General features: G+C 70.2%; 16 protein-coding genes. 10 read left to right on the top strand and 6 right to left on the bottom strand.

Going from position 1 to position 22,422, the window contains the following annotated elements:
- Window positions 1-91: 91 nt before the first annotated feature.
- Genes GT755_RS36280 through GT755_RS36265 form a run of 4 tightly spaced genes read left to right on the top strand, consistent with a single transcriptional unit; the run spans window position 92 to window position 2,689 of the window.
- A complete protein-coding gene (locus GT755_RS36280; RefSeq protein ID WP_161484088.1) occupies window positions 92-1,048 on the top strand; it encodes an iron-containing redox enzyme family protein in 957 nt (318 codons plus the stop codon).
- Window positions 1,038-1,235, top strand: coding sequence for a CDGSH iron-sulfur domain-containing protein (locus tag GT755_RS36275; RefSeq protein WP_161484087.1), 198 nt, complete (start codon window positions 1,038-1,040; stop codon window positions 1,233-1,235). Before GT755_RS36280 ends, GT755_RS36275 begins: the two co-directional genes overlap by 11 nt.
- Entirely contained in the window at window positions 1,232-1,999 is a 768-nt protein-coding gene (locus GT755_RS36270) for an SDR family NAD(P)-dependent oxidoreductase (protein ID WP_161484086.1), read from the top strand. The genes GT755_RS36275 and GT755_RS36270 overlap by 4 nt, the downstream gene beginning before the upstream one ends.
- Before the next feature lie 42 nt (window positions 2,000-2,041).
- Window positions 2,042-2,689 carry a LysE family translocator gene (locus GT755_RS36265; RefSeq protein WP_161484085.1) on the top strand — a complete coding sequence of 216 codons (648 nt, stop codon included), beginning with the start codon at window positions 2,042-2,044 and terminating at the stop codon, window positions 2,687-2,689.
- 8 nt (window positions 2,690-2,697) lie between these two features.
- Here the strand turns inward: GT755_RS36265 and GT755_RS36260 are convergent, their stop codons facing one another.
- Window positions 2,698-4,413, bottom strand: coding sequence for a VanW family protein (locus GT755_RS36260; protein ID WP_161484084.1), 1,716 nt, complete (start codon window positions 4,411-4,413; stop codon window positions 2,698-2,700).
- A gap of 57 nt (window positions 4,414-4,470) precedes the next feature.
- Window positions 4,471-4,950 (bottom strand): low molecular weight protein-tyrosine-phosphatase, encoded by a 480-nt coding sequence (locus tag GT755_RS36255; RefSeq protein WP_161484083.1) that lies wholly within the window; start codon window positions 4,948-4,950, stop codon window positions 4,471-4,473.
- Between the two features lie 229 nt (window positions 4,951-5,179).
- Between GT755_RS36255 and GT755_RS36250 the strand changes: the two genes are divergently transcribed.
- From GT755_RS36250 to GT755_RS36225, 6 genes are all read left to right on the top strand, one after another.
- The gene (locus GT755_RS36250) at window positions 5,180-7,585 is read left to right on the top strand and encodes a M14 family zinc carboxypeptidase (RefSeq protein ID WP_161484082.1); all 2,406 of its coding nucleotides are present in this window, start codon (window positions 5,180-5,182) and stop codon (window positions 7,583-7,585) included.
- Window positions 7,586-7,748: 163 nt separating this feature from the next.
- The gene (locus GT755_RS36245) at window positions 7,749-9,353 is read left to right on the top strand and encodes an arylsulfatase (RefSeq protein ID WP_161484081.1); all 1,605 of its coding nucleotides are present in this window, start codon (window positions 7,749-7,751) and stop codon (window positions 9,351-9,353) included.
- Window position 9,354: 1 nt separating this feature from the next.
- On the top strand, window positions 9,355-9,672 hold the full coding sequence (locus GT755_RS36240) for a cupin domain-containing protein (protein ID WP_161484080.1): 318 nt from the start codon (window positions 9,355-9,357) through the stop codon (window positions 9,670-9,672).
- A gap of 3 nt (window positions 9,673-9,675) precedes the next feature.
- Window positions 9,676-10,254, top strand: a complete 579-nt coding sequence (locus tag GT755_RS36235) for a DUF6461 domain-containing protein (protein WP_161484079.1) — start codon at window positions 9,676-9,678, stop codon at window positions 10,252-10,254.
- 83 nt (window positions 10,255-10,337) lie between these two features.
- Entirely contained in the window at window positions 10,338-11,558 is a 1,221-nt protein-coding gene (locus GT755_RS36230; RefSeq protein ID WP_161484078.1) for a glycoside hydrolase family 16 protein, read from the top strand.
- Between the two features lie 461 nt (window positions 11,559-12,019).
- Window positions 12,020-12,376 carry a hypothetical protein gene (locus tag GT755_RS36225; protein ID WP_161484077.1) on the top strand — a complete coding sequence of 119 codons (357 nt, stop codon included), beginning with the start codon at window positions 12,020-12,022 and terminating at the stop codon, window positions 12,374-12,376.
- On the opposite strand, the gene GT755_RS36220 is transcribed toward GT755_RS36225, so the two are convergent.
- From GT755_RS36220 to GT755_RS41460, 4 genes are read right to left on the bottom strand one after another with little or no spacing between them, the layout of a single operon-like run.
- Window positions 12,294-13,232: a YihY/virulence factor BrkB family protein gene (locus GT755_RS36220; protein ID WP_328794736.1), complete on the bottom strand. Its 939-nt coding sequence runs from the start codon at window positions 13,230-13,232 to the stop codon at window positions 12,294-12,296. The genes GT755_RS36225 and GT755_RS36220 overlap by 83 nt on opposite strands.
- A 34-nt stretch (window positions 13,233-13,266) precedes the next feature.
- Window positions 13,267-13,536, bottom strand: a complete 270-nt coding sequence (locus tag GT755_RS36215; protein ID WP_161484075.1) for a DUF2087 domain-containing protein — start codon at window positions 13,534-13,536, stop codon at window positions 13,267-13,269.
- Window positions 13,537-13,561: 25 nt separating this feature from the next.
- A complete protein-coding gene (locus GT755_RS36210; protein ID WP_161484074.1) occupies window positions 13,562-19,657 on the bottom strand; it encodes an RHS repeat-associated core domain-containing protein in 6,096 nt (2,031 codons plus the stop codon).
- On the bottom strand, window positions 19,654-22,314 hold the full coding sequence (locus GT755_RS41460; protein WP_161484073.1) for a LamG domain-containing protein: 2,661 nt from the start codon (window positions 22,312-22,314) through the stop codon (window positions 19,654-19,656). Before GT755_RS41460 ends, GT755_RS36210 begins: the two co-directional genes overlap by 4 nt.
- Window positions 22,315-22,422 lie beyond the last annotated feature (108 nt).

Below are 22,422 nucleotides of genomic sequence, written 5' to 3'. Positions count from 1 at the left end.
TTCCTACAACGACCACGCTGTTAGCCTCGTCACTTCCGGCGGCGCACACCCCATATGCGGTTATGGCTCGCAAGCCGGGTATGGGGATCGAATGGGACACCTGCCCCGGCCCCGAGGGCCGATCTCCGAGGGGATCATCTCCGCGTTGTCCGGCGGGCCCCTGCCGCCCGCCGGAGCCCCCGACCCGTTCGGCGAGGACCTCCAGGTGTCCCTGCACGTCTGCTACGAACTCCACTACCAGGGCTTCGACGGCGTGGACCCCGCCTGGGAGTGGGACCCGGGCCTGCTGGGCCTGCGCCGCGACCTCGAACAGGTCTTCCTGACGGCGCTGCGCGACGGCGTCGAGGGCGGCGCCGACGTCGAGGCCGCCGTCGACGCGGCCATGATCGACTCCCCCGGGGGCGTCTCCCACTTCCTGGAGGACAAGGGCGAGCTCTGGCACCTGCGCGAGTACGTCGTCCACCGGTCGATCTACCACCACAAGGAGGCCGACCCGCACGCCTTCGCGATCCCCCGCCTGACCGGCCAGGCCAAGGCCTCACTGGTCGCCGTCGAGTTCGACGAGTTCGGCGGCGGCCGGTACGCCCGCATGCACTCCAAGCTGTTCTGCGACCTGATGCGCGCCCTCGGCCTCGACGACTCCTACCTGGCCCGGCTCGACGACGTCCCGGCGCCGATGCTGGCCGTGGTCAACATGATGTCCCTGTTCGGCCTGCACCGGTCGCTCCGAGGCGCTCTGGTGGGCCACTTCGCCTCGGCCGAGATCACCACCTCGCCGAGCGCGGCCCGGATGGCACGCGCGCTCGACCGCCTGGGGGTCGCGGAGACGGTGTTCTTCACCGAGCACGTGGAGGCGGACGCCGTCCACGAACAGGTGCTGCGCCGCGACGTCGTCGGCGACCTGCTCCGGCGGGAACCGGAGCTGGCCGGGGACGTCGTCTTCGGTTTCCAGGCCACCGACCTGGTGGAGAGCCGTTTCGGCGCGCACGTGCTCGCCGCGTGGGACGCGGGCCGCACCTCGCTGCGGGAGGCCCCCGATGGCCGATGAGACCCGGATCAGGATGATCACCGGCGGCCCGATCCTGGTGGAGGGCCCGGTGGAGATCACCCTCGACGACGGCCGGGTGATCCGCAGCGACCGCTTCATGGTCGCCCTGTGCGCCTGCAAGCGCAGCCGGACCTACCCCATCTGCGACACCAGCCACCGGCCGAAACACCGCAGGGGAGAGTCATGAACATCGATCTCACGGGCAAGACCGCCCTGGTCACCGGTTCGACGCAGGGCATCGGCCTGGCCATCGCCACCGGCCTGGCCCGCGCGGGCGCCAGAGTGGGCGTGAACGGCCGCAACCCCGAGCGGGTCGAGAAGGCCGCCGCGGAAGTGGGCGGCATCCCGGTCGTCGGCGACGTGGTGGAGGGCGCCGACGAGGTGCTCAAGGCCCTGCCCGACGTGGACATCCTGGTCAACAACTTCGGGGTCTTCGAGTCGCGTCCCGCCCTGGAGATCACCGACGGGGAGTGGCGCCGTTACTTCGAGGCCAACGTCCTGTCGGCGGTCCGGCTGACCCGCGCCTACCTGCCCGGCATGAAGAAGCGCGGCTGGGGCCGGATCCAGTACATCGCCAGCGACTCGGCCGTGGTGACCCCCGAGGAGATGATCCACTACGGCATGTCGAAGACGGCCCTGCTGGCCGTCTCCCGCGGCTTCGCCAAGGAGGCGGCGGGGACCGGGGTGACGGTCAACAGCGTCATCGCCGGCCCGACCCACACGGGCGGCGTGGAGGACTTCGTGTACAGCCTGGTCAGCCGGGACCTGCCGTGGGACGAGGCCCAGCGCGAGTTCATGCGCCGGCACCGGCCGCACTCGCTGATCCAGCGGCTGATCGAACCGGAGGAGATCGCCAACATGGTGACCTACCTGTCGTCGCGGCAGGCCTCGGCGACGACGGGCGGGGCGCTGCGGGTGGACGGCGGGTACGTGGACGCGATCCTGCCCTAGACCAATTGAAGTGACGACATCCGCACGATCATGATGAACGTCGTGGACATCATCTCTTCTCTCCCCGCCTTCGCCCTCGCCGTGGTGCTGATCTCCGCGTCGCCGGGCCCGGCGATGGCGCTGATCCTGCGCCGCGCGGCGCTGCGCGGCTTCTCCGGGGCGGTGCCCACCGTGCTCGGCCTGGAGGCGGGCCTGTACGTGTGGGCGCTGCTCGCCTCCGCCGGGATCGCCTCCCTGGTGGCGGCCTCCGAGGTGGCCTATCTGGCCCTGCGGGTGGTGGGCGGGGCCTTCCTGGTGTACCTCGGGATCAAGGCCTGGCGTTCGGCGTGGCCGAGCCGACGGGGCGAGGAGTCGGTGGAGATCCTCCCGCCGGACGCCGGTCCGGGGTCGTCGTGGTGGAAGGCGTTCGGGGAGGGGGCGGTGGTGATGCTCGCCAATCCCAAGATCGCCGCCTTCATGATCGCGTTCTATCCGCAGTTCGTCCCCGCCGATCGGCCCCTGTTCGCCACGACCGCGTTGCTGGCCGCGTTCCAGGTGGCCATCGAGATCGTGCTGTATCTGGGGCTGGCGGCCGTGGTCGGCCGGGCGGGCGCGTGGTTCCGGCGCCCGGCGATCCGGCGGCGGCTCGACGCGGTCAGCGGTACGGTCCTGCTGGCCCTGGGGGTGCGCATGGCGGCGGAAAGCCGTTGAGGTCTGAGCTAGTTCTCGCAGGTGAGCACCGGTTCGGCGTCGTAGACCGTGTGGAACTTCTCGCGCCGGACCTCCTTGCCGTCCTTCTTGAACACCCGGGTCACGTCGATCGAGAACCCCTGCGCGCCCCCCATCGGCAGGCAGTCGGGCCCCGAGTCCGTGATGGGCGGGGCCGTCGTCACGTTGTACGGCCCTGAGCTCTCCGCCTCGATGTCCCACCGCTTGGTGCTCCAGAACGTCACCGTCACCGACGTCGAGGTGTACGACGTCGTCACCAGCACCCCGTACTTGGAGTCGTTCTTCCAGCGGAAGTCCGGTTGCGGATACGACACCGTCGACTCGCGCCCGGCCGGGTAGCGGGAGATGTAGTACTGGTGCGCCATGTGCTGGACGTCCTCGAAGCCGCCGAAGAAGACCGCGTTGAACATGGTCGTCACGAACTGGGAGATGCCGCCGCCGACGTCGTTGACGAACCGTCCGCTGGAGATCATGGGGGCCGGGACGAAGCCGCGCGCGGTGTCACGCTTGCCGACGGTGCCGTTGAGGGAGAAGGTCTCCCCCGGCATGACCAGGTGGTGGTCGAGGATGTCGGCGATGGTGTGGATGTTGGTCACCCGGGGGGCGCAGCAGGGGTGATGGGTGGTGTACGTCGACACCTTCTCCTTGATGCCGAGCGCCTTGGCCTTCTCCGTCGTCAGTTCCGGCTCGCTGGTGGTGAACGACACCTCGACGGTACGGCTGCCGCCCCCCGTCACCACCGCCTCGACCGAGGTCTTCAGCGCCGCCGCGTCGACCCCCTGGCCGGTCTGCGACGGCACGACCACCGGCCTGCCCTTGACGATCTTGAAGGTGGCGTCCTTGGGGGCCTTGGCCGCGTCGACCAGGCGTTCCTCGACCCCCGCCAGGGCCTTGCGGGCGTTGAAGGCCGGCCGTAACTCGCCCTGCTCGTCGGGCAGGAAGCGGAGGTTGGCCGCGACGACGGCGCTGGACAGTTCGGCCGACCGGCGGCCGTTGGTCAGCGTGATCGGACCGGTCGCCTCCTTGGCGGTGGAGGCGGCGAAGCGGCGCATCACGTCGGCCGTCGTGTACGGCTCGACGACCCCGAGCGGGAGGGAGACGGCCTGGGCGCCGTCGAGATAGGCCTGCCGGAGCTTCCCGGCGGCGTCGGCCTGGTCGACGGCGCGTCCGCTGGCGGGGGTGACGACCCGGGGCGTGAGGCCCCGGTAGAGGATGCCGCCCTGGCGGGCCGGGCGGTCGGCCCCCTCGGCGATGGCGGCGACGGAGGCCTTCAGGCGCTCCTCGTCCACCTTGAGCCGCAGCGGGACCTCCCGCCGCCCGAACAGCGCCTGGAGCGAGTCGACCACGCCGCCCTGCGCGGCGGCCACGGTGCCCTCGAGGTCGAAGGCGAGCCCGGCGTCGCCGGGGCTGACCTCGGTCTCCTTGCCGCCGGCCGTGACCGTGATCGGCCGGTCGGCGCGGCCGGCGAGTTCGGCCGCCAGCCTCTCCCGGGCGTGGGCCGGGTCGAGGCCGCCGATGTCGATCCCGGCGACGAAGGTGTTGCGGGGCAACTCCCCGGCGAACGCCACGGCCGGGCCGCCGACGGCCGCGACCAGCGCCAGGACGACCAGGCCGGTGATGATCAGCGGGGTCCGCGACCGGCGTCCCGGCTCGGGCGGCGGCACGCTCCGGCCGACCCCGCTGGCCCCATCGGTCACGTACGTCACAGCCGCCTCCCACCCATTTCGGGCATTTTATGGGGCTTGGGCGACCTTTCTGACTGCCTACGAAGTCAGCCGGGTTTTTATCTCCGCGATGAGCCCGGGGGCCGCCGCCTCGATCTGGACGCGCACTTTCTCGAAGTCGGCGCGGCCCCCGTAATAGGGGTCGGCGACGTCGGGGGAATCGGCGCCGGGGTCGAATTCGCGGAGCAGCCGGACTTTCTCCCGGTCGGCCTCGCTGGGGGCCATGGAGCGCAGGTCGCGCAGGTGTCCGCCGTCGAGGGCGATGATCAGGTCGTACCGGCCGAACCACAGGGCGCGGAACTGGCGGGCGCTGTGGGCGCTGGTGTATCCCGCCCGGCGCAGGGCCGCGATCGTGCGGTGGTCGGCGGGTTTGCCGATGTGCCAGCCCTGGGTGCCGGAGCTGTCGACCTCGACCTCGACGTCGAGGGCGGCGTCTTCGAGGTGACGGCGGAGGATGTGCTCGGCCATCGGGGAGCGGCAGATGTTGCCGGTGCAGACGAACGTCACGCGAAAGACCACGACGCGAAGCCTATACCTGAGCGATTTGTCACTCAATGTCCGTATAGACCATTTAGTTATCGAAACTTCCCAAATCGGTTGTTTCGACACCTTGACGGTGATCATCTTATGGGCGAAGACTTCAAAAATACTCTGCGTGCCCTCTCCCGCCCGGTAGAACCTCGCCTGGCAGGCACGCTCACCTGGAGGAACTTCAGTGAGGATCGTTCCCCGAAGGAGGAGCCGCCAATTGGCGGTCGGCCTCGCCATCCCCATCGCCCTGGTGCTCAGCCCGCTGCCGAGCCTCGCCGACCCGGTGCCACCGGTCAGCGCGGTCCCCGCGGACCGGCAGCCCGCCGGCGCCCAGAACGGTGTCGCGCTGATTCGCATCGTCGTTCCCGACCAGGCGGCCGTCGACCGCCTGAACGAGCTGGGCGTCGACCTCGCCGAGTACAAGAAGCCCGTCGATGAGGGCCTCGAGGTCCACGCGGTGCTCAGCCCCGAGGAGGCCCAGGCGCTCCGCGACCAGGGCTTCGACCTGCGCGGCACCATCTCCGACCAGAGTGACGTCGCCGAGAACCAGGCGCAGCGGCGCCAGGCCCTCGCGCGCATCGCGGCGGCGGAGGCCGCCGACAGCGACAAGCTGACCGTGCTGCGCTCGGAGTGGTTCACCAACACCGGCAACCAGCGGTTCCTGTCGGTCGAGGTCAAGTCGAGCGCCGTGGACGCCGAGACCGTGCTCACTGTGAGCTGGGACAACGGACCGGGCACCGAGCCCGGTTCGGGCGGCACCGCCACGATGAGCCGCTTCACCGACGCCGGCCAGTACATGTACCACCGCTTCAACTCGCCGCTGCCGATCAACACCGCTCCCTCGAAGGTGACGATCACCAGCAACCGCGGCGGCACCGTCACGGTCGACGTGAAGGAGTGGCTCGGCGCGCCGCAGAAGGCGCCCAGCCCCCACTACGTCTCGGACTTCATCGACCACTACATGGACCCGACGGAGATCACCGATCGCATCGTCGGCCTCGCCGCCGAGTTCCCGAAGATCGCCGAGATCGTCGACCTGCCGTACAAGACCAACGGCTACCGTCGCCTGGCCCAGGCGCAGTTCGGCGGCACCGGCGCGTCCGCGTTCTACGTGAGCTCCAAGGTGTACGGCCACGAGGGCGGCAACGACATCACCTTCGCGCTGACCAACCCCGGCAGCGCGAGCAGCCCGCTGTCCGTCGCGGTCAACGGCAAGGCGATCTCGGTCAGCCTCGGCACCGACGCCGCCGGCGCGGTCAACAGCACCTCCAAGCAGGTCGTGGACGCCGTCAACGCCAGCGCGCCCGCCGCGGCCCTGGTGAAGGCCAGCCTCTACCGCACCAACACCGGCGCCGCCGTGGCGCCCACCGCCGCGACGACCGCCCTGACCGACGGCCTCAAGGCCCCGGCGAACATCTCGCGCGAGCCCTTCCAGACCAAGGCGATCCGGATCGGCCGCGACCGCGACGGCTCCAAGACCGGCGTCTTCCTGTACTGCCAGGAGCACGCCCGCGAGTGGGTGACCCCGATCACCTGCCTGGAGACCGCCGAGCGGCTGCTGCGCAACTACGCGCACGACCGCACGACCAAGGACCTGGTCGACGACCTCGACATCTTCGTCCTGCCGGTCACCAACCCCGACGGCGCGCACTACAGCTTCTACGACTTCAACTCGCAGCGCCGCAACATGACCAACCACTGCCCCGAGAACAACGGCGACCCCGGCCGCCGCAACTCGTGGGGTGTGGACCTGAACCGCAACTTCTCCGTCGGTTCGCTCACCGACGGCTACAGCGGCGCCTCGGCCTCCTGCACCAGCGACACCTTCGCCGGCCCGGCGGAGCTGTCGGAGCCGGAGGCCAAGAACGAGGTCTGGCTGACCCACCAGTTCCCGAACATCAAGTTCGCGATGAACACCCACTCGTACGGCGGCTACTTCATGTGGCCTCCCGGCGCCTACAAGGCGGCCGGCCGTGAGCTGCTGCCGCGCGTCGACTTCGGCACCGAGAACTACTTCTGGGACGCCTCGTCCGAGATCCTGTCGGCCGTCCAGGCCTGGCGTGGCACGGGCATCTGGCCGGGCCGCACCGGCCCCGTCCCGGACGTGCTCTACTCGGCCGCCGGCAACAGCGCCGACGAGCACTGGTACAACCGCGGCATCATCGGCTGGGACTTCGAGGTCGGCGCCGACCTCTGGAACCCGACGACCAAGCGCTTCGAGCCCGTCGGCTTCCAGCCGCCGTTCGCCGAAGGGCACCAGGAGGCCATGGAGTTCGCCAACGGCCAGATCGCCATCCTGAAGGTCGCGAGCGAGTTCGCCGACGACGGCAAGCGGCCCACCTCCAGCCTGGTCAAGGTGTCGAGCGGTCCGGGCACCGCGACCTTCACCTTCTCGGTGAACGAGGCGGCCAACGTGTACTACACCCTCGACGGCGGCAAGCCGACGCTCCAGAGCACCAAGCTGGAGCAGGCCGGCATGCGCGAGGGCGCGGCGCACATCACCGTCGACAAGGACACCACCGTCAACTGGTTCTCGGTCGACATCGCCGGGAACGTGGAGCGGAACTACGACCCCGCCACCGGCACGGGCAACTACAGCTCGAAGGTCGTCAAGGTCGGATAACGCGTCACCAGATGGCCGCCGGGAACCCCACCCGGCGGCCATCGCCGTTCCGGTTTGATTAGAGGTTTCCCGACAGCTGGCGTGAAAAGATCAGATCCGGTACGTTCCAGCACGGCGGGCCGCATTCCCGGCTCCCCGTGCCCTCACCAGAAGCCAAGGATCAATGCTGTCCACTACCAGGCGAGGATTCCTCGCGGGCACCGGCGGTGTGTTCGCCGCCGGCCTGGCCTCCGCGAGCGTGGCCCAGCCGGCGGAGGCGCGTCCCCGCGCTCCGCGCAACATCGTCCTGATCCTCGCCGACGATCTGGGCGTGAGCGAGATCGGCCCCTACGGCCAGCAGATCATCGCGACGCCGAACCTCGACCGCATGGCGGCCCAGGGAGTGCGCTTCCGCAACGCCTTCGCGGGCTCCTCGCTCTGCGCGCCCTCGCGCTGCTCCCTGCTCACCGGCCTGCACACCGGTCACGGAACGGTCCGGGAGAACCCCGAAGGGGGCCCGCAGCGTGCGCTGAACCCGGGCGACCTGACGTTCGCCGAGGTCGCGCGGCTGGCCGGTTACCGCACCGCCCTCATCGGCAAGTGGGGCTTCGGGCCCGAGCAGCCCGACCAGGACTCCCACCCGAACGTGCGCGGCTACGACGAGTTCTACGGCTACATCACCCACATCCACGCCCACCAGTACTGGCCGACGTACCTGTGGCACAACCGCGAGATGGTGGCCTTCGACGGGGCGACGTACAGCCCCGACTTCCTGCGCGACCGCGCGGTCAAGTTCATCGACGAGTCGGCCAAGGACGGCAAGCCGTTCCTGCTCCAGTTCGCCACGATCCTGCCCCACTCGCCGAGCGAGATCCCCGGCGACGCGGGCCAGTACGCCGACAAGCCGTGGACCAAGGCCAACCGCCGCCACGCCGCCCAGGTGACCCGGCTCGACGCCCACGTGGGCGACATCCTGCGGGCCCTGCGCCAGGCGGGCGTGGCCGACGACACCATCGTGATCTTCACGGCCGACAACGGCCCCCACCACGAGAAGGGCGTCGACCCGAACATCTTCAACTCCAACGGCCCCTACCGCGGCGTCAAGCGCCAGTTGTACGACGGCGGCATCCGCATCCCGATGATCGCCTACAACCCGTCGTTCAGCCCGAAGGTCGTCGAAGACCCGGTGGCGCTGTGGGACATCCTGCCGACGGTGGCCGACATCGCGGGCCTGCCGGCCCCCGCCCACCTCGACGGACGCTCCTTCCGCGGCCTGCTGACCGGCGACCGCTACGCAGGCCACCCGTTCCTGATCTGGAACCGTCCACGGAAGATGCAGGCGATCCGGCGCGGCCACTGGAAGCTGATCCGCTTCAACCCGAACATCGCCGGCGCCGGCCCCGAGGGCCGCAACGAGCTCTACGACCTGCGCGGCGACCGGGGCGAACGCCACAACGTGGCCGACCGCCACCCGAAGCTGGTCGAGGAGCTCAACGCCCTGCTCGACGGGTCGATCGGCCCCGACCCGCGCATCCCCTACGGCCTGTCGGCCCGCGAGGAGGCCGGCGGCGTGGTGGTCTCGCTCGCCAACGGCTCGTCCGGCCCGTGGACCAAGGTCCGCCTCTACCTCGACAAGGACGACGACAAGAGCGTCGGCCAGGAGCGCCTGGTCAAGGCCGAGTCGTTCGTGGCGACGTTCCCGAAGAAGGGCAGGGTCGCGCACGCCCGCTTCGTCGTGGACGGCGAGGAGATCCACTTCCGGACCAAGGTCCAGAAAGCCCCCTTCTGACATGCGGATCATCGAAGGCGCCGGCGTGTGGGCGGGCGCGGACGGCGACTGGACCGAGCAGCTCCGTACCCCCGACCTGTCGGTGGGCACCTACTGCATCCCGGCGGGCGGCGTCGACGACCAGAGCCCCCACACCGAAGACGAGATCTACGTCGTGACGACGGGCCGCGCCCGCATCGTGACCCCAACGGGCGAGGCGGAGGTCGGGCCGGGCGCGGTCATCTTCGTCCCGGCCGGCGAAGACCACCGCTTCGTCGACGTGACCGAAGACCTGACCCTCCTGGTGGTGTTCGGCCCGGCCTACGGCTCCCGCGGCTGACCTGTGCACTCCCGGCTCCCCCCGGCGCTCGCCAAGGCCTACTGCCTCACCTACGTCCGCGGCCTGACGCCCGACCGGCTGCTGACCCGGCTGGGCGCCGGGCCCGGCCGCGCCGAGCTGACACTCGACGAGCTGATCCGGGGGCAGGCCCGCGGCGCCGTCGCCCTCGGAGAGTGGGCGCTCCTCGTCGAGTCGTACGGCGGCCTCGGCAGCACCGAGGAGGTCGTCCTGCCGTTGTCGGCGGGCACCCGCCTCGTCTCGCACTCCTACCTCGACGTCGACGACATGGACCACTTCCACTGGGTCGACGACGGGAGGATCCGGTTCCAGTTCCTGCCCGAGGAGGGCTACTCCCACGGGATCGTGGACGGGAGGATCCGGTTCCTGTTCCGGCCGCACGAGAGCTACTGCGGGGAGCCGCCGGACGAGATCGCGGACCTTCTGGAGCAGATGCACTCCCCGGTCCACCCGCTCCCCGAGCAGCCTCATCGGGGACCGGCGTTCTCGCTGGCCGAGCGCCTCACGGGGATCACGATGACCCCGCGGCTGCTGGAAGAGTCGAGGTACCTGACGGCTCATTAAGTAAACTTTCCTATTGACAGTGTGGATGACACGGGTGTTACATCCTCTTAATTTAAGCCGTAAAGCGCACCCGGAGGACTCCCATGCGCCGACCGAGGCTGCTCCTCGCCCTGTTAACCGCAGTCGCCACGCTCGTCAGCGGGCTGGTGGCCATGCCGCAGGCCCAGGCCGCCATCGGGCCTGTGACCTGGTCTGATGAGTTCAACGCCCCGGCGGGCACGTCGATCGACGGGTCCAAGTGGAAGTTCGACATCGGCGGCGGCGGCTGGGGCAACAACGAGCAGCAGTACTACACGAACTCGACTCGCAACGTTTACCACGACGGCGCGGGCAACCTCGCGATCACAGCGCGGCGGGAGAACCCGTCGAACCTCCAGTGTCACTACGGGACCTGCCAGTACACCTCCGGCCGCATCCTCACGGCCGACCGGTTCACGCAGGCGTACGGCCGGTTCGAGGCGCGGATCAAGATCCCCCGGGGGCAGGGCATCTGGCCGGCGTTCTGGATGCTGGGCGGCGGCACGTGGCCCAACGGCGGCGAGATCGACATCATGGAGAACGTCGGCAACCAGCCCAACACGGTCTACGGCACCGTCCACGGGCCGGGCTACTTCGGCGGCACGGCGGTCGGCGGGAACCGCTCGATCGGGGCCCCGCTCGCCGACGCCTTCCACACCTACCGCGTCGACTGGTCGCCCAACCTGATCATCTGGTACGTCGACGGCTCGGAGTACTTCCGCGTCACGCCCTCCAGCCTGCGCGGCAACGCCTGGGTGTTCGACCACCCGTTCTTCATGATCCTTAACGTGGCGGTCGGCGGTTACTGGCCCGGCTACCCCGACGGCACCACCCAGTTCCCGCAGACGATGCTGATCGACTACGTCCGCGTCTCGGCCTGGCAGCCCGACGGCGGGGGCGGCACCGGCGGCAACCTGCGGTCCGCCCTGAACGGCAAGTGCATCGACATCCCCGCCGCCAACCCGGTCGACGCGGCCAGGCTCCAGATGTACGACTGCAACGGCACCGCCGCCCAGCAGTGGTCGATCAACGCCGACGGCACGGTCCGCGCGATGGGCAAGTGCATGGACGCCGCCGCGGCCGGCACCGCGAACGGCACCCCGATCCAGCTCTACACCTGCAACGGCACCGCCGCCCAGCGGTTCACCCTGTCGGGCGCGGGTGACCTGGTGAACGTCGCCGCCAACAGATGCGTCGACATCGTCGGCCGCAACACCGCCAACGGAGCACAGCTCCAGCTGTGGGACTGCACGGGCGCCTCCAACCAGAAGTGGTCGCGCTCGTAACGTCCATCCAGAAACAGGAAGGGGCGCCCGCGATCCGGGCGCCCCTTTCTTTCCACCAACCGCACAGCGCCCTTCGTGAACGCGGTCCGTCGTGCGCACCGGCACCGGCCAGTCCCAGTCGACCGTCACCGAAGTCGGCGAGGAGCTCGACGGCCGGTCGCGTGACGCCGATCCAGCGCGGCACCGGGTGATCGAGTGGCCGCAAGGGGGTCGGGTGGCCGGCCAGGCGGAGCCGTAACGGAAGAAAGGCGTTTCGAACGAAGCGAGCGGCCTTCCGAGCGGAGCGAGGCCTGTCCGGGGAGGGCGAGGGGCGGAGCCCTTCGCGCGGGAGCGGCAGCGACCCCGGAGCGCAGCGACGCCGGGACCGCGGAGCGGGCCGGGGGAGCGTGAGGGGGCGGAGCCCCCTGACAGCGGGGGCTCGGGGGGTCGTCCCCCCGTTGACCTGGGTATATGTTCGGATTATGTATGACGACGGACTGGTGATCTGCACGGACACCGAGCTGATCATCAGGACGTACTACCTCTGGGGCGGCGACAAGAGCATCTCCCTGCGGGCCATCCGGGCGGTCAACGCGGTTCCGCTGCCCCACGGGAGCCGGCGGTTGTGGGGCACCGGCGACTTCGTGCACTGGTACAACCTCGACCGTGACCGCCCCCGCCGCCGGATGGCCCTGTGGATCGACGTGGGGGCGCGGATCGTGCCGTCGATCACGCCCCGGGATCCGGGGCGGTTGATCACTGAGCTGGCGTCGAGAGGGATTCGCACGAATCGGGCTGGGATGGTGCAGCGTGGTCAGGGCTGGATGCGGCTGGCCTGACGCGCCGGCCCGTCGCGAGGTCGACCACGGTGCCGTGGCGGCTGGTCGCGGCGTGGGCGGCGGCGTACAGGATCAGGACGTTCATGAGCTTCAGGAACAGCAGCATGCCCACCGCGCCGGCCACCACCGTGTAGGCCGGGTTCGACGAGCTCAGGTTGAAGTAGAGCTGCCCGGCGGTCTTGAGCACCTCCAGCCCCACCGTGATGATCAGGGCGGGGCCGATCACGCGGCGCGGCGACAGGCGCAGTCTCGGCGCCAGTGTCAGCAGCGCGGCCGACAGCAGCAGGTTGACCGCGAAGCCCAGTCCGAACGCGGCGGCCTGGAGGGCGAACCGGGCGGCCGGGGCGTCGGGGCCGACAGTGTGGCCGGTCACCCACAGCAGCGCCGACTGCGCGCCGAACGACAGTGCCAGCGACGCCGCGAGCAGCAGGCCCAGCGCCGCCAGCACGCCCAGGTCGATGAGCCAGCGGGTGAGGAAGCGGCCCGGGTATTCGTTGAGGCCCCACACCGCGCGGCTGGACGACCGCATCGAGTCGACCCAGAACAGGCCGGTCAGCGGGAGGCCGAACAGGGCGATCCAGCCGGCCGTGTCGCGGGCGTCGCGCAGGGCCGCGACGTCGAGGCGGGGGAAGGTGTCGGCCAGGTAGTCGGCGACCTGGGCCAGCGCGCCGGGGGTGTCCCAGACGTGGCCCATGATCACGAAGGCGAGCAGGCCGAGCGCGAAGATCGCGAAGAAGGCGTAGTAGGTCATGCCCGCCGAGAGGCGGCCGCCGTCGGCCTGGTCGAACCGCAGGACCGCGCGGACGTGGTGGTCGATCCAGGGACGGCGCAGGCGGAGATCGCTCCATCGACTCACCCGCATGGCCCCTTATTACCCGAGACGCGCTGTTTCAGACGGTGCCGCCACTGCGCCAGTAGACTCCGTCCTCCCTGGACAAGAGGTCATTATCGATGAGGTAGCGGCGCAGGGCGGCGTAGTCGTCGAAGAAACCGACGAGGACCTCGTTGACCTCCTTCTCGGAGTAGCGCACCCCGATCTCGAACGACTGGGCGACACGGTCGAGGACCGCCAGGCGCACCGCGTGTTTGGCGGGCATCTGCACCAGGCGGCCCCCGACCAGGAACCTGTCGATGACTTCTCGGCTGATCTCGGCACTCATGCCTCGATCGTAGGGCGGCTCCCGGTTACCAGAGGAACTGCGGCGGGATGCGGAACCGCCGGACCGGGGCCGTCACCGTCCGGACCACGACCGGCACGTACACCTCCCGCTCGTAGCAGCCGCGGGCGTACTTGCAGGCCTCGTTGTAGCCGTTCTCGACGTTCAGCGCGGTGCCCCAGTTGTCCCAGGCCCGGTCGCGGGCGCGGGCCCGGGCCTGGGCGGCCAGCGCGCGTTCCCGGTCCTTCTGGGCCTGGATCATCTTGAGGCGGTTCTGGTAGAGCCGCTCGGCCTCGATGTCGACCTTCATACCGGGTTTGGCGTGCCCCATGACGGCCTCGTCGATCGTGATGTCCTGTCTCCTGGCCTGGATGCGGTTGTCCGCCTCTCTGATCGCCTTCTTCGCCGCGTTCTTGGCCGGGCCGTTGGCCAGCACCTTGCCGAAGGGCACGAGCCCGGCCGCGCCCACGGCGCAGTCGACCTTCTTGCCCTCCTTGCACGACTTCACCGTGTCGATGACGCCGGTCACGGTGGAGACCGCGCCGAGCACCGCCGCGAACGGCTGGCCGCCGGGGATCACCGCGGCGGCCATCGCCGCGTACCCGGTGACCGCGGAGATCTTGCCGGAGTGCTCCCAGAGGAACTTGCCGGCGCCCTTGACCACGTTGACCTGGTGGTTGATCGCCGTGACGGCGACCGCCTTGGCGACGTTGGTGACCTTGTCCATCCAGGCCGGCTTCTTGATCCCGAACAGCAGTCCGTCGGGGTCGGTGAAGGTGAGCGGGTTGCCGTTGGAGTAGCTGTAGCCGTGCATCTGCTGCGGGTCGAGCGGGTCGATCACCGGGTCGACGCTGATGAAGGCGCCGAGCAGCGGGTCGTAGTCGCGGGCCCCGATGTTGACCAGGCCCGTGGGGTCGTTCGTGCCGCCGACGAAGCCCTTCTCCCCCGCCCAGAAGGCGGGGCCCGCGCCGCGCTGGGCGCCGAAGGGGAGGCTGCGCTTGCGGGTGGCCGACAGGTCCGCGGCCTTGATCATCGCCTCGGCCGTGTTGTGGTGGTCCTGGGCCAGCCAGAGCAGGCCGGTGAGCCCGGTCCCGGTCCGCACCGCGACGGTGTCGTCGCCCTGCGTGTAGTAGCGGGTGCCGGTCACCGTGGTGCCGACCGCCTTCACCTCCTGGCCGTGGGGCAGGTAGGCGGTGATCGCGCCGGGCTCCTTGCGGATCAGGCGGGCGCCCTCGGTGTCGTACAGGTAGGAGGTGGTCTGGCCGTTCTGGACGGTGGTGGCCAGGTCGCCCTCGGCGTCCCAGGTGAGGGTGGTGGCGGCGCCGTCGACGGTCCGGCTGTTCATGTTGCCGGCCTGGTCGTAGCCGTAGGAGTCGGAGCCGCCGGTGGACTTGTCGACCCGGGTGACGGCGTGCGGCTTGGAGCCGGCGGCGCCTCCCTGGGCGGGCTGGACGAAGTCGCGGATCGTCGTGGTGGTGGCGGTGCGCCAGGTCTCGGTGTCCCGGCTGCCCGTGGTCGTGTAGGCGTAGCTGTGCCAGTAGGGCGCCGGGCCGCCGAGCGTGCCGGCCGAACGGGCGGCCGGATTGCAGTCGCCGTTGGCCGGGGTCCAGGCCTCGGTCATGCGGCGCAGGTGGTCGGTGGTGAAGCACTGGTGGTCGGCCTGCTGGCCGCCGTTGGGCCGGTCGCTGACCTTGGTGACCGAGCCCATCTGGTCGTACTCGTAGTTGAAGTTGACCGTCTGGTTCTTCAGCTCCGGCGTGGTCGAGCTGGTCACCAGGCGGCCGGTGGGCTCGTCGTAGGTGTCGGTCTGCCAGACCCGCTTGTCGTCCTGACCGAGGATGCGCTGGATGCGCCCGCCGATCTGGTTGTAGACGGTGTCGTTGACGTAGATCTGCACGCCGCTCTTGATGTACGACTGCTTGCCGACCGCGTTGTAGCCGTACTCCAGCTTCTCCTCGGACAGGTTGCCGACGGCCGGCAGGGTCAGCGTGGCGGGCTGGCCGTCCTGCTTGTAGGAGGTCTTGTACTCGTACGTCTTCGCCAGCGCGCCCGTCTCGGCGGGCAGGGTGACCGTCATGCCGGTCGCGTAGCCGCCGGCGTCGTAGCCGCTGATCAGGGTCGAGTACTTGGCGGTCCCGTTGTACCTGATCGAGCCGGCGGGCTTGCCCAGGCCGCCGGGGGCGGTGTCGTACAGCCACTCGGAGCGCAGCGGGCCCGTCGCCGAGTCCTCGCGCAGCGTGGTCTTGCGGCCCAGCGGGTCGTAGGTGTACGCGAGCACGACGCCCCGCGCGTCCTTGACGCTGGTGAGCTGCCCGGTCGTGTCGAAGGTCTGCTCGCTGACGCCCTTGTCCGGGTCCTCGATCTTGATCTTGTTGCCGCGGACGTCGTAGGTGGTGCGCCAGACGTTCCCGGCCTGGTCGGTGATGGTCGCCAGGTCACCCTTGTCGGTGTAGGTGTACAGGGTCCGGTCGTAGGTGGCGGCCGTGAACGAGTGGAACTGGCGCAGTTCGACGGTCCGGCCCCGGGCGTCCTGAACGGTCTCCGTCTTGGTCCCGCCGATCGGCGGCGTGACGATCGTGCCGGTGCCGGTGTAGGCCGTCGTGGTCGCCCACTTGGTCACGCCGTAGGCCTTGAACTCGGCCTTGGTGACCCGGCCCGCGCCGTCGTAGGTGTTGGCGGTGACCGACGGGATCGCCTTGGTCGGCACCGCGATGGCCTCACCCGGCCCGGCGGTGTCGTGGTAGTAGGGCTCGGAGGTCCATTCGACCAGGCCGCGCGAGTCGTAGACGGTGTCGGCGATGACCCGGCCGCCGCCGACCGCCTGGCTCTGCGCCTGGCGCTGGCGCAGCAGCGCGTCGAACAGCACGGTCGAGGTCTGGTAGCGCCCGGTGCCGTCGGGGAGCAGCTTCTTCGTGGTGGTGACCGACGGCGCGTTGTTGCGCACCTTGTAGGCGTACAGGATGTTGGCGGCCTCGCTCCTGGCCCGGCCCGGCAGCCAGACCTTGGTCAGCCGGCCCGCGCCGTCGTATTCGAGCTCGGTCTTGCGCCCGCCCGCGTCGGTGACGGTCGTCGGCACCTGCCAGGCCGCCTCCATCAGCGAGGAGGCCGTGTGGTTCAGCGCGTTGGTGGTCTTCAGCTCGGTGACCGGGCCGGCCTTGTCCGGGATGTACTGGGTCTTGGTCGTCCGGTTCAGGGAGTCGGTGGCCGAGGTCGCGCGCCCGTTGGCGTCGTAGGTCGTGGTGGTGACGGCGAACCACTGCGGGGTGGCGCCGTTCCAGCCCTTGAGCTCCTCCTCCTTGACGACCAGGCCGCGGGTCGGCGCGGTGCCGAGCGGCTTGGCGGGGTCGTCGTAGTAGTTGCGCTCCTGCATGATCACGTCGCCGGGGATCGCCGGGGTGGCGGAGCAGGCGACGCCGTACTGGTCGGTCTGGAGCACCTTGTCCTTGATCCACAGGGTGCCGTTGTGGACGTAGGACGTCCTGGTGCACTGGTCGTCGGCGGGGGTGGACTCGTCGCCGAGGTCGCTGACCTCGGTCGGCAGGTTCTCGGCGTTGACCTTGGTCAGCACCTTCGACCACTGGGTCCCGCCGTCGGCGAGCCGGGTGCGGGTGAGCTGCACCGGCGTGTGCACCATGTACGCCTTGAGCGACCCCGACGCGCCGGTCTGGGTGAAGCCGGGCTCGGTGAGCTTCCCGGTGATCCACTGGCCGCCGACGCCGTCGAAGGTGGTCTGCTCGCGCAGCTGGCCCTGGTAGGCGTCGTGGTCCTCGATGCGCTTGGAGTGGGGGTCGCCGGTGCCGTCGAGGCTGTCCTTCACCCAGACGTCACGGGTCTTGTCGTCGGGCTGTCTGTCGCCGTCCATGCCGCGGAAGTAGCGGTACTCGGTGACCGACTGCGGCCCGGTCTCCAGGCCGACCCTGACGCGGACGTGGCCGTAGCCGCGCCACTGGCCCCAGGTGCGCTTCTTCTCCTCGACGAGCTCGCTGTCGTCGTACTTCCACATCGGGGTGTCGAGGTAGTCGTAGTTGGTCTGCTCGTGGGTGAAGCCGCCGCCGTTGTCGTACAGGTCGATGCGCTTGACCACGTACTTGTTGAACCAGTCGAGCGTCGGATCGGTGCCGTCCTGGGTGGCCCACTGCGGGAAGCAGCGTTTGCCGTTGGAGTGGACCGCGGGCAGGGAGGCGCGGGTGCAGTCGCCCGGCAGGTAGGCGACGCCGATCTGGGCGCCGGTCTCGGTGGTGATCGACACGACGCGGAAGCGGTTGAGCGCGGTCCGGCCGTCGTCGGCGCCGTCGACCCGGTTGGGGAACGGGTCGGCGCCGGGCGAGAAGGTCACCGGCGGGTCGGTGACCGTCGTACCGCCCTTGATGCCCGAACCCGAGTGGGTGATCGAGTCGAGCCACATGGGCACGCCCTCGTTCTGGCTCACCCCGGCGTTGAGCCACGAGTGCTTCAGCGTCCATGACTCCACGGTGCGGAAGCCGCTGCCGTCACGCACCTGGGCGCGGACCGCGGCCAGCCGCTTCTGCGTCCAGAAGGTGGGCGACATCTGCTCGGTGCACTTGTCGCGGCAGTACTGGTCCCACGGCACATCCGGCCACGACGCCGCGACCGCCTTGCCGTCCGAGTCGAAGCAGGTCGCGCCGGGCAGGCAGCGGTCGGCCACCTCGAACGCGATCCGCGCGGAGGCGGTCGGCTGGTCGGTGCGGGTGCCGTAGTCGATGGTGGTCAGGTAGCCGCCGCGGTCGTAGGTCTGGCGCTTGTCGGCGTCGAACTCGCGGCCGTAGGCGCCGGTCTCCTTGCCGTAGCTCAGCGTCATCGTGTTGCCGTGCGGGTCGACGACGTGGTCGAGGTTCCAGCGCCAGGCCTGGGTCTCGCGGCTGCCGGCGAAGTCGCCGGACTCGTAGCCGGGGTCGCCGGGGTGGTTGCCGTACACCTGGGTGGTCCAGGCCGAGTCGGTGCGGCGCCCGAAGAAGTACTGGGTGCCGTCGATCGTGGTGACCTTCCAGTGCTCACCGTTGTAGACGCCGTTGGAGGCGTCCGGCAGCAGTTCGACGCGGGAGCCGTCGTCGCCGGTGCCCTTCCACTTGCCACCGCCGAGGTCGATCAGCTCGGTCGAGCTGCCGTTGAGGCTCATGGTGGCATTGGGCTTCCACCAGCACTGGTCGCCGGTCTTCTTGTCCTTGTTGTTCGGGTCCTTCCCGCCGACCGCCTTGGTGTCGTCGAGACAACTCTTGTACGTCCGCTCGATGAAGCCGGTCCACATGTCCCAGCCGTCGCCGACCCACGACCCCTGCCCGTTCTGGCCCGAGGTCTTGCCGTCGACCGCCTGCGACGAGTAGGAGAAGGCCAGCGAGGGCGCCGGGCCGCCCACCGCGGGCGGGCTCTTGATCGGGTACTTCCAGGAGAACGCGCCCGTCTGCTGCGACACCTGCCACGTCGAGGCCGGGGTCAGCGACGTCGCCTTGTAGTCGCCGTTCGGCCCCGCCGGGGCGGCCGCGGCGGCCAGCAGCTGGGGCGCGCCGTCCGCGGGGAGGGCGACGTCGGCCGTGAGGGTCCGCGTCGCGGCGTCGTTCTTCGCGTCCACGCGAAGGGCGGCGTCCAGGCCGCAGCCCTTCGCGCCGGGGGTGGTCAGGGCGCAGGCCGGGAGCCGGACGAGCCGCAGGCGGCTGGCCCAGTCGCCGCCGAAGGCGCCCGCGAACTTGGAGTAGTCGAGGTTGACGCCGACCGTGCCGGCCGACCGCCGGCCGTCGCTGCGCGCCACCGACATCATGACGCCGCTGATCCCGGCGGTCTCGGCGGCGGCCCGGCCGTACACCCGGACCCCGACTCTCCCCACCGAGGCCGCCGCGGCGACCGTGACGGGCTGGCCGGCGACGGCACGCGCGCCGGGGGTGATCTGCGCGGCGGTGTCGGCCGGCCAGGTGATCGTGAAGGGTTCCTTGACCCGGGGCGGTTGGGCCGTCTCGACGACGGTGCGCCGCGTCTCGTCCTCGACGGGGACGGGGGTGACGTCGACCGGGACCGGGGGCTCCCAGTCGGCGAGGGCGTTGGCCGTCCCCCCGCTGACGATTCCGGCCCCCGACAGTACGAGGGCGATCAGTAACGCGGCCGGTTTCCTCATCCCTTGGCTCCGTCCGTGACGATCTCACTCTGGGTCAGTGCCTTCTGGTAGGCGCCGACCCTGTCGACGGCGCCGGTCCAGTACTGCGTGAGGGCGCCGGCGTCCTTGGCCCGGCCGACCGACCAGCCCTGCGTCGCCGACCACGTTGAGGTGAAGGGCACCTGGTCGGCCTCCTCCCAGTTCAGGCCGTTGACGTAGATCCGCAGGCGGGTGCCGTCGTAGACGCCGGCCAGGTGGGTCCAGCCGGTGCCGACCGACTCGGTGGAGCAGGCCCTGGTCTCGGCGCCGCCGTCGGCGGCGTACATGGAGAAGCACCAGCCCTCGGCGCGGTAGCCGAGACGGAAGCCCGAGCCGGTCGCGCCGTGGGAGGACACGGCGGTCATCGGGCCGCTCACGGTGGTGGAGTTCAGCTTCACCAGGGCGGTCACCGTGAAGGGTGTCTTGGTGTCGACGACCGGCTGGGTGGTGGCCCAGGCCGAGGCCCCGTCGAGGGCCAGCGCGTAGCCGCCGCTCCTCCCGGCGGTGCGGGCGGCCGGACCGGCCTTGCTGTCGAGCGTGGTCCCGGCCGGGTCGGAGGCGGCGGTGGTGCCGGACGCCTCGTTGAAGCCCCACCCGACCGCCTTGGCCGGGACGGGGCGGACCAGGAACTCGTAGGTGAACGGACTGCCGGCGACGTTGCCGGCCGCGTCGGCGGCGCGGGCGGTGAGCAGGTTGACCCCGTCGCGGTCGGGGGTGAGCGGGCCGGTCCACACGTCGCCGGTGGTGTTCACCCAGCCCTTGTTCACGCCGTTGAGGGTCAGCTCGAAGCGGTTCGCGCCGGACGCGGAGATCGTGAACGTGCCCGCCTGGCCGGCCGCGCCGTTCCAGGTGCCGGCGCTCGCGGGCGGATACTCGGCCGAGGTCACGCTGACGTTCGTGGGCGCGGTGGTGTCGACGGTGAAGTCGAACCAGCCGCCCCAGCCGCCGCAGACGTAGGCGTCACAGCCCCGGACCCGCCAGGAGTACGCGCCCTCGGGCAGCGCCGGCGTGACCTTCCACGCCGCGGCCTGGCCGGAGGCGCGGTTGGAGACGGCCGAGCCGGACGCCGCCTTGCGGCTCGCGCGGGCGCGGTCGTACACCTCGAACTCGACCCGGGCGAGGGTGCCGCCGTTGGGGTCGGCGGCGACCGCCGACAGCGTGGGCGTGCCCGAGCGCACCCAGGCGCAGGAGATGCCGCAGTCGGTGGTGATCTTCAGCGAGGTCGGCACCGACGGGGTGTGGTTGTAGGTGATGATCAGCGCCACCGAGCCCGGGATGAAGTTGCTCCAGCCCATGTGGTCGCCCTCGTCCGACGAGATGAGCGCGAAGGTGGTCTGCGAGGCGCGGGCGTTGGCCTGGCTCTGCATCCGGCCTTCCAGCACCTTGGCGCTGCCGTCGTCGTAGACCTTCCTCTGGTCGCCCGAGGGGCAGCTCGACTCGTTGGCGTCGAACTTCTCGGTGCCGATGGTCTGCACGTTGCCGCTGCTGGTGCTGTTCCAGGTCGCGGTGTTCATGGCGGAGATGTTGTTGCGGAACAGCAGGTTGGTGTTGGCGCCCGCACAGTTGGCGACGTGGTCGGCGGTCACCGCGAACTCGGCGGCCTGGATCGTCGCGCCGGCGAGCTGGGCGGTGTCGAACCGCATGTAGGCCCGCCACTTGCACGAGGTGTTCCACTGGCGGCCGACCCGCAACTCGCTGCGGTAGCTGGTGTAGAAGCTGGTGCCGGGCGAGCAGCTGTTCGTGTGGGTCCAGTTGCCGCCCATGCTGGGCTTGCTGAACGCCGGGTCGATGTAGATGGGGAAGGTCGCGTCGGGCGCGGTCAGCAGGGCCTGGTCGGGCACCACGACGAGCTCGTGCGCGGACACCTCGACGTCCATCTCGGCGGTGCGGCCGGGCGCGCTGTCGGCGCCCTCGTCACCCGCGCCGTCGGCGTCCCACATGAGCGCCGAGCCCGACGCGAACAGCACGTTCCCGGCGGCGTCGACGACCTCCAGGGCCGACTCGTTCTCGCGGATCGACGCCCCGCCGGACGCCTCGATCGGGAAGGCGATGCGGGCCAGCTCCGAGTTGGCGGCGGCCGTCGGCGTGTTCACCACGAGGTACTGCGAGAAGCCGTCGGGTTCGGCCCGCAACCGCAGGTCGACGCCGGGCAGCACGTTGACGTAGGTCGCGGTGTCGCCGTTCAGGGAGGGCGTGGGAAGGTTCCACGGTGACTTGATCCGGATGGAGGCAGCGCCCTCGGTGAGAGTCACCATGGGGTCGGCGCCGCCGGTGGAGAAGCGCACGTCGGCCGAGGTCGCGACCGGAGTCACGCCGCCCGACAGACGCAGGTCCGTGTTCACGTCGGTCCAGACGCCGTTCTTGACGACCTGGGTCGGGTAGAGGGAGGTGACGGACTCCAGCGTGCCGTCGGGCTGGGCGAAGACCTGGCTGGTCTCGGTGCGTTCCGAGAGCACCTCGACCTCGGTGCCGCACTGGGCGGCCATCCCGGCGGCGCCGTCGGGGTCGTCGGCGGCCGCGACGCACGTCGGGGCGGTCGGGATCGGCACGGGCACGGCCGCCGCCGGAGCGGGGAGGGCCACGACCGTGGAAAGGGAGAGAAGGACGGCTAAGGAGGCCGCCCGGGAACGGGACACCACGATGTCTCCTCAGGTATGGCTGGGGCTGAGGCACACCATGAGGCACCTGCGTATTTTTGCCGTATAGGCGATGTGAGAGGCGTATATAGCCTTGTGGACTTTCGTGGG

Origin of the sequence: Herbidospora solisilvae (genome assembly GCF_009901565.1) — a bacterium.
In the GTDB taxonomy this organism is placed as follows: Bacteria; Actinomycetota; Actinomycetes; order Streptosporangiales; family Streptosporangiaceae; genus Herbidospora; species Herbidospora solisilvae.
This window is presented reverse-complemented; position numbering and strand designations above follow the sequence as displayed.

Bases quoted from the DNA above. Each gene is read 5' to 3' on its own strand.
- GT755_RS36280 (WP_161484088.1), top strand. From the start codon at position 92: ATGGGACACCTGCCCCGGCCCCGAGGGCCGATCTCCGAGGGGATCATC.
- GT755_RS36275 (WP_161484087.1), top strand. From the start codon at position 1,038: ATGGCCGATGAGACCCGGATCAGGATGATCACCGGCGGCCCGATCCTG.
- GT755_RS36270 (WP_161484086.1), top strand. From the start codon at position 1,232: ATGAACATCGATCTCACGGGCAAGACCGCCCTGGTCACCGGTTCGACG.
- GT755_RS36245 (WP_161484081.1), top strand. From the start codon at position 7,749: ATGCTGTCCACTACCAGGCGAGGATTCCTCGCGGGCACCGGCGGTGTG.
- GT755_RS36240 (WP_161484080.1), top strand. From the start codon at position 9,355: ATGCGGATCATCGAAGGCGCCGGCGTGTGGGCGGGCGCGGACGGCGAC.
- GT755_RS36230 (WP_161484078.1), top strand. From the start codon at position 10,338: ATGCGCCGACCGAGGCTGCTCCTCGCCCTGTTAACCGCAGTCGCCACG.
- GT755_RS36225 (WP_161484077.1), top strand. From the start codon at position 12,020: ATGTATGACGACGGACTGGTGATCTGCACGGACACCGAGCTGATCATC.
- GT755_RS36215 (WP_161484075.1), bottom strand. From the start codon at position 13,536: ATGAGTGCCGAGATCAGCCGAGAAGTCATCGACAGGTTCCTGGTCGGG.
- GT755_RS36210 (WP_161484074.1), bottom strand. From the start codon at position 19,657: ATGAGGAAACCGGCCGCGTTACTGATCGCCCTCGTACTGTCGGGGGCC.